Origin of the sequence: Escherichia sp. E.sYA108, assembly GCF_011754335.1 — a bacterium.
In the GTDB taxonomy this organism is placed as follows: Bacteria; Pseudomonadota; Gammaproteobacteria; order Enterobacterales; family Enterobacteriaceae; genus Escherichia; species Escherichia coli.
Genome location: NZ_JAAQVZ010000001.1, coordinates 1,204,611 through 1,217,640 on the forward strand (window position 1 = coordinate 1,204,611; position 13,030 = coordinate 1,217,640).

Sequence of the window (13,030 nt, forward strand, 5' to 3'; positions counted from 1 at the left end):
TTTCATCGGCATGTTTTCGTCAAAAATGACAATCACCTGAGGAATGCCTGGTGAATCGTTTTGTAATTGCTGACTCCACGCTCTGTATCGGCTGCCACACTTGTGAGGCTGCCTGTTCAGAGACGCATCGCCAGCACGGCCTGCAATCAATGCCGCGCCTGCGAGTGATGCTAAATGAAAAAGAATCTGCGCCGCAGCTCTGTCATCACTGTGAAGATGCACCCTGCGCGGTGGTCTGCCCGGTTAACGCCATCACTCGTGTTGATGGTGCTGTGCAGTTGAATGAAAGTCTGTGCGTAAGCTGCAAACTGTGTGGTATCGCCTGCCCGTTTGGCGCAATTGAATTTTCCGGCAGCCGTCCGCTGGATATTCCGGCAAACGCCAATACCCCGAAAGCGCCACCGGCACCGCCTGCTCCGGCGCGTGTCAGCACATTGCTTGACTGGGTGCCAGGTATTCGCGCGATCGCCGTCAAATGTGACCTTTGTAGCTTTGATGAACAAGGTCCGGCCTGCGTGCGGATGTGCCCGACTAAAGCCCTGCATCTGGTGGATAACACCGATATCGCCCGCGTCAGCAAACGTAAGCGTGAGCTGACTTTTAACACGGACTTTGGCGATCTCACCTTGTTTCAGCAGGCTCAAAGTGGAGAGGCTAAATGAGCGCAATTTCCCTGATCAATAGCGGCGTGGCGTGGTTTGTCGCCGCCGCTGTTCTGGCATTTCTCTTTTCTTTTCAAAAAGCGCTAAGTGGCTGGATAGCCGGAATTGGCGGCGCGGTGGGTAGCCTGTATACGGCAGCCGCGGGCTTCACTGTGCTGACTGGCGCGGTTGGCGTGAGCGGTGCGCTGTCGCTGGTAAGCTACGATGTGCAAATCTCTCCGCTTAACGCGATTTGGCTGATTACGCTCGGTCTGTGCGGTCTGTTTGTCAGCCTCTACAACATTGACTGGCATCGCCACGCGCAGGTGAAATGCAACGGCTTGCAGATCAATATGTTGATGGCTGCCGCCGTCTGTGCCGTCATCGCCAGCAACCTCGGCATGTTCGTGGTAATGGCCGAAATCATGGCCCTGTGTGCGGTGTTCCTCACCAGCAACAGCAAAGAGGGCAAACTGTGGTTTGCGCTGGGGCGTCTTGGCACTCTGCTGCTGGCGATTGCCTGCTGGCTGCTGTGGCAGCGTTACGGTACGCTGGATCTGCGCCTGCTGGATATGCGTATGCAACAGCTGCCGCTCGGTTCCGATATCTGGCTGCTCGGTGTGATTGGCTTTGGCCTGCTGGCCGGGATTATTCCGCTGCACGGCTGGGTGCCACAGGCACATGCCAACGCCTCTGCGCCAGCTGCCGCGCTGTTTTCCACGGTAGTCATGAAAATTGGCCTGCTGGGCATTTTAACTCTGTCACTACTGGGCGGTAATGCACCGCTGTGGTGGGGGATCGTACTGCTGGTACTCGGCATGATCACCGCATTCGTCGGCGGTCTGTATGCGTTGATGGAACACAATATCCAACGTCTGCTGGCTTACCACACCCTGGAAAATATCGGCATTATCCTGCTGGGGCTGGGCGCTGGCGTAACGGGTATCGCGCTCGAACAACCGGCGCTGATTGCCCTTGGTCTGGTTGGTGGTCTGTACCATCTGATTAACCATAGCCTGTTCAAGAGCGTACTGTTCCTTGGTGCGGGGAGCGTCTGGTTCCGTACCGGTCATCGCGATATCGAAAAACTCGGTGGTATTGGCAAGAAAATGCCGGTTATCTCCATCGCCATGTTAGTCGGGCTGATGGCAATGGCTGCGCTGCCGCCGCTGAACGGTTTTGCCGGGGAATGGGTTATCTATCAATCCTTCTTCAAACTGAGCAATAGTGGCGCGTTTGTTGCCCGTCTGTTCGGGCCGCTGCTCGCCGTGGGTCTGGCAATTACCGGTGCGCTGGCGGTGATGTGTATGGCGAAAGTTTATGGCGTTACTTTCCTCGGCGCGCCGCGTACCAAAGAGGCCGAAAACGCCACCTGTGCGCCGCTCCTGATGAGCGTAAGCGTAGTGGCACTGGCGATTTGCTGCGTAATTGGCGGTGTTGCTGCGCCGTGGCTACTGCCGATGCTCTCTGCTGCTGTACCTCTGCCGCTGGAGCCTGCTAACACCACCGTTTCTCAACCGATGATCACGTTGCTGCTGATTGCCTGCCCGCTGCTGCCGTTCATCATTATGGCGATTTGCAAAGGCGATCGTTTGCCGTCGCGTTCCCGCGGCGCGGCCTGGGTGTGCGGCTACGATCATGAAAAATCAATGGTGATTACCGCTCACGGTTTTGCCATGCCGGTGAAACAGGCGTTTGCGCCGGTGCTGAAACTACGCAAATGGTTGAATCCGGTGTCGCTGGTGCCGGGCTGGCAGTGCGAGGGGAGTGCGTTGCTGTTCCGCCGGATGGCGCTGGTTGAACTGGCGGTGCTGGTGGTGATTATTGTTTCACGAGGAGCCTGAGAATGAGTGTTTTATATCCGTTAATTCAGGCGCTGGTGCTATTTGCCGTTGCGCCGCTGCTCTCCGGTATTACCCGTGTGGCGCGTGCCCGTCTGCATAACCGTCGCGGGCCGGGCGTGTTGCAGGAGTATCGCGACATTATCAAACTGCTGGGGCGTCAGAGCGTTGGCCCGGATGCCTCCGGCTGGGTGTTCCGCCTGACGCCGTATGTGATGGTGGGCGTCATGCTGACTATCGCCACTGCGCTGCCGGTGGTGACCGTCGGTTCTCCGCTGCCGCAACTGGGCGATTTGATCACCTTACTGTATCTCTTCGCCATCGCGCGTTTCTTCTTTGCCATTTCTGGTCTGGATACCGGTAGCCCGTTTACCGCTATCGGCGCGAGCCGTGAAGCGATGCTTGGCGTGTTGGTTGAACCGATGCTGCTGCTTGGTCTGTGGGTCGCCGCACAGGTTGCCGGTTCCACCAACATCAGCAACATCACCGACACCGTTTATCACTGGCCACTGAGCCAGAGCATCCCGCTGGTGCTGGCGCTTTGTGCCTGTGCGTTCGCCACTTTTATCGAAATGGGCAAACTGCCGTTCGACCTGGCGGAAGCCGAGCAGGAGTTGCAGGAAGGTCCGCTCTCTGAGTATAGCGGCAGCGGCTTTGGCGTCATGAAATGGGGCATCAGCCTGAAACAGCTGGTGGTGTTGCAGATGTTCGTCGGGGTGTTTATTCCGTGGGGACAAATGGAAACCTTCACCGTCGGTGGGCTGCTGCTGGCGCTGGTGATTGCCATCGTCAAACTGGTGGTCGGCGTACTGGTTATCGCGCTGTTCGAAAACAGCATGGCCCGTCTGCGTCTTGATATTACTCCGCGCATTACCTGGGCTGGGTTTGGCTTTGCATTTTTAGCGTTCGTCTCCTTGCTGGCGGCGTGATTAAAGAGAGTTTGAGCATGTCTGAAGAAAAATTAGGTCAACATTATCTCGCCGCGCTGAATGAGGCATTTCCTGGCGTCGTGCTGGACCACGCCTGGCAGACCAAAGATCAGCTAACCGTCACCGTGAAGGTGAACTACCTGCCGGAAGTGGTGGAGTTTCTCTACTACAAACAAGGGGGTTGGCTGTCGGTGCTGTTTGGTAACGACGAACGCAAACTGAATGGTCATTACGCCGTTTATTACGTGCTGTCGATGGAGAAGGGCACCAAGTGTTGGGTAACGGTTCGCGTCGAAGTTGACGCCAACAAACCGGAGTATCCTTCCGTGACGCCGCGCGTTCCGGCGGCGGTGTGGGGCGAGCGTGAAGTGCGCGATATGTACGGTTTGATTCCGGTTGGTCTGCCGGATGAACGTCGTCTGGTGCTGCCGGATGACTGGCCGGATGAACTTTATCCTCTGCGTAAAGACAGCATGGATTATCGTCAGCGTCCGGCACCGACTACCGATGCTGAAACCTACGAGTTCATCAACGAACTGGGCGACAAGAAAAACAACGTCGTGCCGATTGGTCCACTGCACGTCACTTCTGACGAACCGGGTCACTTCCGTCTGTTCGTCGATGGTGAAAACATTATCGACGCCGACTACCGCCTGTTCTACGTCCATCGCGGCATGGAAAAACTGGCGGAAACCCGTATGGGTTACAACGAAGTGACCTTCCTCTCTGACCGTGTGTGCGGGATCTGCGGCTTTGCTCACAGCACCGCCTATACCACGTCGGTGGAAAACGCGATGGGTATTCAGGTGCCAGAACGCGCGCAGATGATCCGCGCCATTCTGCTGGAGGTAGAACGCCTGCACTCGCATCTGCTCAATCTCGGCCTGGCCTGTCACTTTACCGGCTTCGACTCCGGCTTTATGCAGTTCTTCCGCGTGCGTGAAACCTCCATGAAAATGGCAGAGATCCTTACCGGTGCACGTAAAACCTACGGCCTGAACCTGATCGGCGGGATTCGTCGCGATCTGCTGAAAGACGACATGATCCAGACCCGCCAGCTGGCACAACAGATGCGTCGTGAAGTGCAGGAGCTGGTGGATGTGCTGCTGAGCACACCGAACATGGAACAACGCACCGTCGGCATTGGTCGTCTGGACCCGGAAATCGCTCGCGACTTCAGTAACGTTGGCCCGATGGTTCGTGCCAGCGGTCACGCCCGTGATACCCGTGCCGATCACCCGTTTGTTGGTTATGGCCTGCTGCCAATGGAAGTCCACAGCGAGCAGGGCTGCGACGTTATTTCCCGTCTGAAAGTGCGTATCAACGAAGTCTATACCGCGCTGAATATGATCGATTACGGTCTGGATAACCTGCCGGGCGGCCCGCTGATGGTGGAAGGCTTTACCTACATTCCGCACCGTTTCGCGCTGGGCTTTGCCGAAGCGCCGCGCGGCGACGATATCCACTGGAGCATGACCGGCGACAACCAGAAGCTGTACCGCTGGCGCTGCCGTGCGGCGACCTACGCGAACTGGCCGACCCTGCGCTACATGCTGCGCGGTAACACCGTTTCCGATGCGCCGTTGATTATCGGTAGCCTGGACCCTTGCTACTCCTGTACCGACCGCATGACCGTGGTCGATGTACGTAAGAAGAAGAGCAAAGTGGTGCCGTACAAAGAACTCGAGCGTTACAGCATTGAGCGTAAAAACTCGCCGCTGAAATAAGGAATCGCCATGTTTACCTTTATCAAAAAAGTCATCAAAACCGGCACGGCGACTTCGTCTTATCCGCTGGAGCCGATTGCGGTTGATAAAAACTTCCGTGGTAAGCCAGAGCAGAACCCGCAGCAGTGCATTGGCTGTGCGGCTTGCGTCAATGCCTGCCCGTCAAACGCCTTAACGGTTGAAACCGACCTCGCCACTGGTGAGCTGGCGTGGCAGTTTGACCTTGGGCGCTGCATCTTCTGTGGGCGCTGCGAAGAAGTCTGCCCGACAGCGGCGATCAAACTGTCGCAAGAATACGAACTGGCGGTGTGGAAGAAAGAAGACTTCCTGCAACAGTCCCGCTTCGCGCTGTGCAACTGCCGCGTCTGCAATCGTCCTTTCGCCGTCCAGAAAGAGATCGACTACGCCATTGCGCTGCTTAAGCACAACGGCGACAGCCGCGCGGAAAACCACCGCGAAAGCTTTGAGACTTGCCCGGAATGTAAGCGCCAGAAATGCCTGGTGCCGTCCGACCGTATTGAACTGACTCGCCATATGAAAGAGGCCATCTGATGAGCAATTTATTAGGCCCCCGTGACGCCAACGGCATTCCGGTCCCGATGACGGTGGATGAATCCATCGCCAGCATGAAGGCGTCGTTACTGAAAAAAATCAAACGTTCTGCCTACGTTTATCGCGTGGACTGCGGCGGCTGTAACGGTTGCGAAATCGAAATTTTCGCCACGCTTTCGCCGCTGTTCGATGCAGAACGCTTCGGCATTAAAGTTGTTCCGTCACCGCGTCATGCGGATATTTTACTGTTTACCGGCGCGGTCACCCGTGCAATGCGATCCCCTGCGCTGCGTGCGTGGCAGTCCGCGCCGGACCCGAAAATCTGTATCTCCTACGGTGCCTGCGGTAACAGCGGCGGGATCTTCCACGATCTCTACTGCGTGTGGGGCGGTACGGATAAAATCGTCCCGGTGGATGTCTACATTCCGGGGTGCCCGCCAACGCCTGCCGCCACGCTGTACGGCTTTGCGATGGCGCTCGGCCTGCTGGAGCAGAAAATTCACGCCCGTGGGCCGGGTGAGCAGGATGAACAACCGGCGGAGATTCTGCATGGCGATATGGTGCAGCCGCTGCGCGTGAAAGTGGATCGCGAAGCACGCCGACTGGCGGGTTATCGTTACGGTCGTCAGATTGCCGATGACTTCCTGACACAGTTAGGGCAGGGCGAAGAACAGGTTGCACGTTGGCTGGAAGCGGAAAACGATCCGCGTCTGAACGAGATTGTCAGCCATCTGAATCATGTTGTTGAAGAGGCGCGTATCCGATGAGTGAAAAGGTGGTGTTCAGTCAACTGAGCCGTAAATTCATTGATGAGAACGATGCTACGCCCGCCGAGGCGCAGCAGGTGGTCTATTACAGCCTGGCGATTGGTCACCACCTTGGGGTTATCGATTGCCTGGAAGCGGCGCTTACCTGCCCGTGGGATGAATATCTGGCATGGATTGCCACTCTGGAGGCGGGCAGCGAAGCCCGCCGCAAAATGGAAGGCGTGCCGAAATATGGTGAGATCGTCATCGACATTAACCATGTGCCGATGCTGGCCAACGCATTCGATAAAGCCCGGGCAGCGCAAACTTCGCAGCAGAAGGAATGGAGTACAATGCTGTTAAGTATGCTGCATGATATTCATCAGGAAAACGCCATCTATTTGATGGTGAGGAGACTGCGTGACTGACGTTTTACTCTGTGTTGGCAATAGCATGATGGGCGATGATGGCGCAGGCCCGCTACTGGCGGAAAAGTGCGCTGCCGCGCCGAAAGGTAACTGGGTAGTGATTGACGGCGGTAGCGCACCGGAAAACGACATTGTCGCTATTCGCGAACTGCGCCCGACACGGCTGCTTATTGTCGACGCCACGGATATGGGGCTAAACCCTGGCGAGATCCGCATCATCGACCCGGCTGACATCGCCGAGATGTTTATGATGACTACCCATAACATGCCGCTGAACTATCTTATCGACCAGTTGAAAGAAGATATTGGCGAAGTGATTTTCCTTGGCATCCAGCCGGATATCGTCGGCTTTTACTACCCGATGACTCAGCAGATTAAAGATGCGGTGGAAACGGTGTATCAGCGGCTGGAAGGCTGGGAAGGAAATGGCGGCTTCGCGCAGTTAGCGGCGGAAGAAGAGTAGTTTTTCAGTAAGGAATTCAGGGAATTGAACATCAGGACAGGGATGTGCGCTTTTTTATTGAGCTTAGTGCTGCCTGCGCAGGCTACCAGCTTTACCGAATATCTACCGATGAGTGACAGCGAATACGCGCAAAAGCGGGCGCTGAAACCTCTCTTAACCCTGCCTTATGATGCCGAGCAAACCTGGCATTTTAGAAAAGTGGGCATTGCAGGCGTAACGCTTGAGAAGATGCCAAATGAAGAGGATTACTGGCGATTAACCGCTAAGGACCGTGCCGGTAAATCCTGGTTTGTGCCTGTGGGTGTGCTGCAAAATATGGCGGGTAATGCGCAATTTTACCGTGCTGACCTCGATCGTAATGGCATTCAGGATTTGGTTATCTGGCGAGGTGTTTCGGGAAACGGGCTGGCGCCTTCCTCGTTTTTGATCCTGATGACCTTTAATCAGCAAGGTCGCCCGTGTGTTTTCCAGGTCGATGGTTTTTACACCGCAAACGAAACTGGCGTTGATGATTTGCTTGATTTACAAGGCAATGGTCACACGCAATTGCTGGATATGCAGTTTGATTCCGGTTACTGGATAACCAGTTTGTATCAGGTAAAAGAGGCCAAATGGCAGCGCGTTCACGGCTGGTTTGGCAAGTTAAGCTACCCCGCACTCACGCGTTTTACCTATACCTCCAACCGTAAACTCGTCATTAAACCTGTCGCCGGACGTAACCCGCAAACGAAAGATCTGGCGCTGACACAGCGTTGTTTAATAAAGGGTGATGTGCTTGATGGGGTGAATCAGAACTGACTTTTTGCAGAGTGGCTATGAGGATTTTTGTAGTAATTATATCGTGCGCAAGTGTTTACATATTGTGAACTTGGATTTGATAAGCTATAGTGTTCCGAACATATAAGGATAGAACTCGCAGATGTGGCTGTTTACTTACTATAAGGAAGTTAAAACTTAAAAATGCACATCATTTCTAAAGCGCCATTTGAAGAGTGTGCGCGCAAATATCCTAACGACGCTCTGGCTCTACACTCATTGTATCGGGTTATTAAGGAAACGGATTTTTCTACGCCAGAAGAAATGCGAACGGCTTTTCCCAACCTCGACAATTTTAAATATCGCAACAAATGGTACGTTCTGGATGTCGGCGGGAACAATCTTAGGGTTATTGCCTACATAAACTTTGTTAATAAGCGGTTCTTTGTGAAGCACATCACGAATCACGCAGAGTATGACAAACTGACACGTTACTACAGAGAGAACAAAGAATGACTGCTAATGCTGCACGCGCTGTTAAAGCAACAAGAGAACTGGTCAATGCAGTCCCCTTTCTGGGAGGCAGTGACTCAGAAGATGATTATCGTGAAGCACTGGAACTGGTCGAATATTTGATTGAAGAAGATGACACCAATCCACTTATCGACTTTCTGGCGAGCCGCATTGCAGAATATGAAAACAACAACGAAAAGTTTGCAGAGTTCGACAAAGCCGTTGCGGCAATGCCTGTTGGTGTGGCGTTACTTCGCACGCTGATTGATCAACATAATCTGACCTATGCAGATTTGAAGAACGAAATCGGCTCTAAATCCCTGGTCAGCCAGATCTTGTCTGGACAACGATCCTTGACGATACCCCACATTAAGGCACTTTCAGCCCGATTTGGCGTTAAGCCGGAATGGTTTCTTTGACTGATGGCAGACGCTAAATCGCCTGATGCGCTACGCCTGTCGGGCTTTGAAAGGGCGCAGATTCTTAATTTTGCGCGCCCTTGTTTGTCATTCAGGCTGTTGTCTTTACTACTCTTAATTTATCAGTAATCTCAATCAGATATGCTTTTGCCTTTTCGCGTGCTCGCCCCTCAAAAAGCATTATCCACTCATGTGTGTCGTCGATTGTTTGTAAACGGCCCTGGAGTTTTTTGCTGAAAATCGACGTGAGCCGATAACTGTCGAGTTGATCAATTTGTTTACTCGATGTGATTTTTTCCCCGGCTGCTTTTTGAATGATAAGTTCGACGAGACCGATAACATTATTATCGTAGAGAAATTCTTCATCTCCCTGAAATCCGAACAAATCTTCATGCTGGCTTAAGCGTTGAACAATTGACTCGGCATCAAAGGTCGAATCATCTTGCAGTTGTTCCTCTACCCAATTAATCAAATCCAGCCCTTCGTCGCTTTCGAGAGCCTCCATTCCCCATGAACCCATTTTGTATCCTTACCTGTTATTTCAGTCGGAATTGTATTATTTAATAAAGGTTCATCGCTAATCTGCGATGAACCTCAAAATACAATCATATGGATAGCTGACAAAGTGGTCATTGTTCACGCCGTATCCGGCACGGTTGCTTCCCTTAAATCCTCCCCGTTACTGGCAATTACTTTTTTATACCACCAGAACGACTTGTCGGAAAAAAGTACCCAGATGTGGACTGGCAACGATAAATACTGTCATCACATGTCATCGTCACTAGTGTCGATGACATCGTTTTTCCTGTAGTACAGAATTTAATTTCCTTAAATAACAGTAAATTAAAAACTGGCATGATTTGTGAATGTATCGGCGCATTAACTGTCATTGCTGGAGAATTTGATGAACCGTTTCATCATTGCTGACGCGAGTAAATGTATTGGTTGCCGTACCTGTGAAGTAGCGTGCGTGGTTTCTCATCAGGAAAATCAGGACTGTGCATCGCTGACCCCGGAAACATTTTTACCGCGTATCCATGTCATTAAAGGTGTGAACATTTCCACGGCGACAGTTTGCCGTCAGTGTGAAGATGCACCGTGCGCTAACGTCTGCCCGAATGGTGCTATCAGCCGTGATAAAGGGTTTGTTCATGTCATGCAGGAACGTTGTATTGGTTGCAAAACCTGCGTTGTGGCTTGCCCGTATGGTGCGATGGAAGTGGTGGTGCGTCCGGTGATTCGCAACAGCGGCGCAGGGCTGAATGTACGGGCTGACAAAGCCGAAGCCAATAAATGCGACCTGTGCAACCATCGTGAAGACGGCCCGGCGTGTATGGCGGCTTGCCCGACCCATGCGCTGATTTGTGTCGATCGTAATAAACTTGAACAACTGAGCGCAGAAAAACGCCGCCGCACGGCGCTGATGTTCTAAAAATCTTACAGAACTGTTCTGGTATCAAAGGAATTCCCGGAAATATTCGTAGAATACGAAGCGGGCGGTATCGCCGACCTGTGACTGCCGGATGCGACGCTGTCGTGTCCGGCAGGGCGGGTTACGCAATTCATGATGGCGGGAATAACTCAATGGCAAAAAACACATCTTGCGGTGTCCAACTGCGTATTCGTGGCAAAGTGCAGGGCGTCGGTTTTCGTCCGTTTGTCTGGCAACTGGCACAGCAATTAAATCTTCACGGCGATGTCTGTAATGACGGCGATGGCGTAGAAGTCCGGCTGCTGGAAGATCCGGAAACGTTTCTTGTTCAATTGCATCAGCACTGCCCGCCACTGGCGCGTATTGATAGCGTCGAGCGTGAGCCGTTTATCTGGTCACAACTGCCCACTGAGTTCACCATCCGCCAGAGCGCGGGTGGCGTCATGAATACGCAAATTGTTCCCGATGCCGCCACTTGCCCTGCTTGCCTTGCCGAAATGAATACCCCAGGCGAACGACGCTGGCGTTATCCGTTTATCAACTGTACCCACTGTGGCCCGCGTTTCACCATTATTCGCGCCATGCCTTACGACCGCCCGTTTACCGTGATGGCGGCGTTTCCGCTGTGTCCGGCTTGTGACAAAGAGTACTGTGACCCGCTCGATCGTCGCTTCCACGCCCAGCCGGTGGCCTGCCCGGAGTGTGGCCCCCATCTTGAATGGGTAAGTCATGGTGAACATGCAGAACAAGAGGCGGCATTACAGGCAGCTATCGCACAGTTAAAAATGGGCAACATTGTCGCCATCAAAGGGATTGGCGGATTTCATCTTGCCTGCGATGCACGTAACAGTAACGCGGTGGCGACACTTCGGGCGCGCAAACATCGCCCGGCGAAACCGCTGGCGGTCATGTTGCCAGTGGCTGACGATTTACCAGACGCTGCGCGCCAGTTGCTTACCACGCCCGCCGCGCCGATTGTGCTGGTGGATAAAAAATATGTACCTGAGCTTTGTGATGATATCGCCCCTGGCCTTAACGAAGTCGGGGTAATGTTGCCTGCGAACCCGCTCCAGCATTTGCTGTTACAGGAACTGCAATGCCCGCTGGTGATGACCTCCGGCAACCTGAGCGGTAAACCACCGGCTATCAGCAACGAACAGGCGCTGGCGGATTTGCAGGGCATTGCCGACGGATTCTTGATACATAACCGCGACATCGTGCAGCGGATGGATGATTCGGTGGTGCGCGAAAGCGGCGAAATGCTGCGCCGTTCGCGGGGGTATGTGCCGGATGCGCTGGCTTTGCCTCCGGGCTTTAAAAATGTTCCGCCTGTGCTGTGTCTCGGTGCGGATCTGAAAAACACCTTCAGCCTGGTGCGCGGCGAACAAGCGGTGTTGAGTCAGCATCTGGGCGATTTAAGTGACGATGGCATCCAGATGCAGTGGCGCGAAGCGTTACGCCTGATGCAAAACATCTACGATTTCACTCCGCAATACGTTGTGCATGACGCGCATCCGGGCTATGTCTCCAGCCAGTGGGCGCGCGAAATGAATCTGCCGACGCAAACGGTACTGCATCATCATGCCCACGCAGCGGCGTGTCTGGCAGAACACCTCTGGCCTCTGGATGGCGGAGATGTCATTGCGTTGACGCTCGACGGTATTGGTATGGGGGAGAACGGCGCTTTATGGGGGGGCGAGTGCCTGCGGGTGAACTATCGTGAATGCCAGCACCTGGGCGGCTTGCCCGCGGTGGCGCTTCCGGGGGGCGATTTGGCTGCGAAGCAGCCGTGGCGAAACCTGCTGGCGCAGTGCCTGCGCTTTGTGCCGGAGTGGCAGAATTACTCTGAAACGGCAAGTGTGCAACAGCAAAACTGGAGCGTGCTGGCGCGGGCTATTGAGCGTGGAATTAACGCGCCGCTGGCATCGTCGTGTGGACGTTTGTTCGATGCCGTAGCGGCGGCGCTGGGCTGTGCGCCAGCCACGTTAAGTTATGAAGGTGAAGCGGCTTGTGCTCTGGAGGCACTCGCAGCTCCGTGCCACAGAGTGACGCATCCGGTGACGATGCCGCTGGTGGACAATCAACTGGATCTCGCCACTTTCTGGCAGCAGTGGCTGAGCTGGCAGGCTCCGGTTAATCAACGCGCGTGGGCGTTTCATGATGCGCTGGCGCAGGGTTTTGCCGCGTTGATGCGTGAGCAGGCCACGATGCGGGGTATCACTACGCTGGTATTTAGCGGCGGAGTTATTCATAACCGTTTGCTGCGTGCACGTCTGGCGCATTATCTCGCTGATTTCACATTGCTCTTTCCACAGAGTTTACCTGCGGGCGATGGCGGGTTGTCTCTGGGGCAGGGGGTTATTGTTGCGGCGCGTTGGTTGGCAGGGGAAGTCCAGAACGGATAAAACGTGCTGCATTTGGACACCATTGCCGGATGCGGCGTAAACGCCTTATCCGGCCTACATATTCATCCCCGCAGGTCGGATAAGACGCGCCAGCGTCGCATCCGACATTTTGGGACAGTGCAGGATGCGACATAAACGTATTATGTGATCAACACATGTGTTCCCTGTAGGTCGGATA

14 protein-coding genes are annotated in these 13,030 nt (G+C 54.0%); 13 read left to right on the forward strand and 1 reads right to left on the reverse strand.

Annotated features, from left to right (window positions below):
- Positions 1–50 precede the first annotated feature (50 nt).
- The 11 genes from hycB to HBM92_RS05785 all read left to right on the forward strand — a co-directional run bounded on the left by hycB (position 51) and on the right by HBM92_RS05785 (position 9,015).
- Complete coding sequence (hycB, locus tag HBM92_RS05735) at positions 51–662, forward strand: formate hydrogenlyase subunit HycB (RefSeq protein WP_001079186.1); 612 nt, start codon at positions 51–53, stop codon at positions 660–662.
- Positions 659–2,485, forward strand: coding sequence for a formate hydrogenlyase subunit 3 (hycC, locus tag HBM92_RS05740; protein WP_001274399.1), 1,827 nt, complete (start codon positions 659–661; stop codon positions 2,483–2,485). The genes hycB and hycC overlap by 4 nt, the downstream gene beginning before the upstream one ends.
- A gap of 2 nt (positions 2,486–2,487) precedes the next feature.
- The gene (gene hycD / locus HBM92_RS05745) at positions 2,488–3,411 is read left to right on the forward strand and encodes a formate hydrogenlyase subunit HycD (protein WP_000115226.1); all 924 of its coding nucleotides are present in this window, start codon (positions 2,488–2,490) and stop codon (positions 3,409–3,411) included.
- Positions 3,412–3,428: 17 nt separating this feature from the next.
- A complete protein-coding gene (gene hycE / locus HBM92_RS05750; RefSeq protein WP_001288134.1) occupies positions 3,429–5,138 on the forward strand; it encodes a formate hydrogenlyase subunit HycE in 1,710 nt (569 codons plus the stop codon).
- Between the two features lie 9 nt (positions 5,139–5,147).
- A complete protein-coding gene (gene hycF, locus HBM92_RS05755; RefSeq protein WP_000493797.1) occupies positions 5,148–5,690 on the forward strand; it encodes a formate hydrogenlyase subunit HycF in 543 nt (180 codons plus the stop codon).
- On the forward strand, positions 5,690–6,457 hold the full coding sequence (gene hycG / locus HBM92_RS05760; protein ID WP_000067399.1) for a formate hydrogenlyase subunit HycG: 768 nt from the start codon (positions 5,690–5,692) through the stop codon (positions 6,455–6,457). The genes hycF and hycG overlap by 1 nt, the downstream gene beginning before the upstream one ends.
- Positions 6,454–6,864: a formate hydrogenlyase assembly protein HycH gene (gene hycH / locus HBM92_RS05765; protein ID WP_001291918.1), complete on the forward strand. Its 411-nt coding sequence runs from the start codon at positions 6,454–6,456 to the stop codon at positions 6,862–6,864. The genes hycG and hycH overlap by 4 nt, the downstream gene beginning before the upstream one ends.
- The gene (hycI, locus tag HBM92_RS05770) at positions 6,857–7,327 is read left to right on the forward strand and encodes a hydrogenase maturation peptidase HycI (RefSeq protein ID WP_000132956.1); all 471 of its coding nucleotides are present in this window, start codon (positions 6,857–6,859) and stop codon (positions 7,325–7,327) included. Before hycH ends, hycI begins: the two co-directional genes overlap by 8 nt.
- Positions 7,328–7,369: 42 nt before the next feature.
- Positions 7,370–8,125 carry a hypothetical protein gene (locus HBM92_RS05775; RefSeq protein ID WP_001305268.1) on the forward strand — a complete coding sequence of 252 codons (756 nt, stop codon included), beginning with the start codon at positions 7,370–7,372 and terminating at the stop codon, positions 8,123–8,125.
- Positions 8,126–8,287: 162 nt separating this feature from the next.
- Positions 8,288–8,599, forward strand: coding sequence for a type II toxin-antitoxin system HigB family toxin (locus HBM92_RS05780; protein ID WP_000547555.1), 312 nt, complete (start codon positions 8,288–8,290; stop codon positions 8,597–8,599).
- Positions 8,596–9,015: a type II toxin-antitoxin system HigA family antitoxin gene (locus tag HBM92_RS05785; protein WP_000126293.1), complete on the forward strand. Its 420-nt coding sequence runs from the start codon at positions 8,596–8,598 to the stop codon at positions 9,013–9,015. The genes HBM92_RS05780 and HBM92_RS05785 overlap by 4 nt, the downstream gene beginning before the upstream one ends.
- Before the next feature lie 91 nt (positions 9,016–9,106).
- Here HBM92_RS05785 and HBM92_RS05790 read toward each other — a convergent pair whose 3' ends face one another.
- Complete coding sequence (locus HBM92_RS05790; RefSeq protein WP_000536064.1) at positions 9,107–9,535, reverse strand: hypothetical protein; 429 nt, start codon at positions 9,533–9,535, stop codon at positions 9,107–9,109.
- A gap of 384 nt (positions 9,536–9,919) precedes the next feature.
- Here HBM92_RS05790 and hydN point away from each other — a divergent pair, with 384 nt between their 5' ends.
- Both hydN and hypF read left to right on the forward strand, forming a co-directional pair.
- The gene (gene hydN, locus HBM92_RS05795; RefSeq protein ID WP_001078777.1) at positions 9,920–10,447 is read left to right on the forward strand and encodes an electron transport protein HydN; all 528 of its coding nucleotides are present in this window, start codon (positions 9,920–9,922) and stop codon (positions 10,445–10,447) included.
- A 152-nt stretch (positions 10,448–10,599) separates the two neighbouring features.
- Complete coding sequence (gene hypF, locus HBM92_RS05800) at positions 10,600–12,852, forward strand: carbamoyltransferase HypF (RefSeq protein WP_001107659.1); 2,253 nt, start codon at positions 10,600–10,602, stop codon at positions 12,850–12,852.
- Positions 12,853–13,030 lie beyond the last annotated feature (178 nt).

Bases quoted from the DNA above. Each gene is read 5' to 3' on its own strand.
- hycC (WP_001274399.1), top strand. From the start codon at position 659: ATGAGCGCAATTTCCCTGATCAATAGCGGCGTGGCGTGGTTTGTCGCC.
- hycH (WP_001291918.1), top strand. From the start codon at position 6,454: ATGAGTGAAAAGGTGGTGTTCAGTCAACTGAGCCGTAAATTCATTGAT.
- HBM92_RS05775 (WP_001305268.1), top strand. From the start codon at position 7,370: ATGTGCGCTTTTTTATTGAGCTTAGTGCTGCCTGCGCAGGCTACCAGC.
- hycE (WP_001288134.1), top strand. From the start codon at position 3,429: ATGTCTGAAGAAAAATTAGGTCAACATTATCTCGCCGCGCTGAATGAG.
- HBM92_RS05790 (WP_000536064.1), bottom strand. From the start codon at position 9,535: ATGGGTTCATGGGGAATGGAGGCTCTCGAAAGCGACGAAGGGCTGGAT.
- HBM92_RS05780 (WP_000547555.1), top strand. From the start codon at position 8,288: ATGCACATCATTTCTAAAGCGCCATTTGAAGAGTGTGCGCGCAAATAT.
- hycF (WP_000493797.1), top strand. From the start codon at position 5,148: ATGTTTACCTTTATCAAAAAAGTCATCAAAACCGGCACGGCGACTTCG.
- hydN (WP_001078777.1), top strand. From the start codon at position 9,920: ATGAACCGTTTCATCATTGCTGACGCGAGTAAATGTATTGGTTGCCGT.
- hypF (WP_001107659.1), top strand. From the start codon at position 10,600: ATGGCAAAAAACACATCTTGCGGTGTCCAACTGCGTATTCGTGGCAAA.
- hycG (WP_000067399.1), top strand. From the start codon at position 5,690: ATGAGCAATTTATTAGGCCCCCGTGACGCCAACGGCATTCCGGTCCCG.
- hycD (WP_000115226.1), top strand. From the start codon at position 2,488: ATGAGTGTTTTATATCCGTTAATTCAGGCGCTGGTGCTATTTGCCGTT.
- HBM92_RS05785 (WP_000126293.1), top strand. From the start codon at position 8,596: ATGACTGCTAATGCTGCACGCGCTGTTAAAGCAACAAGAGAACTGGTC.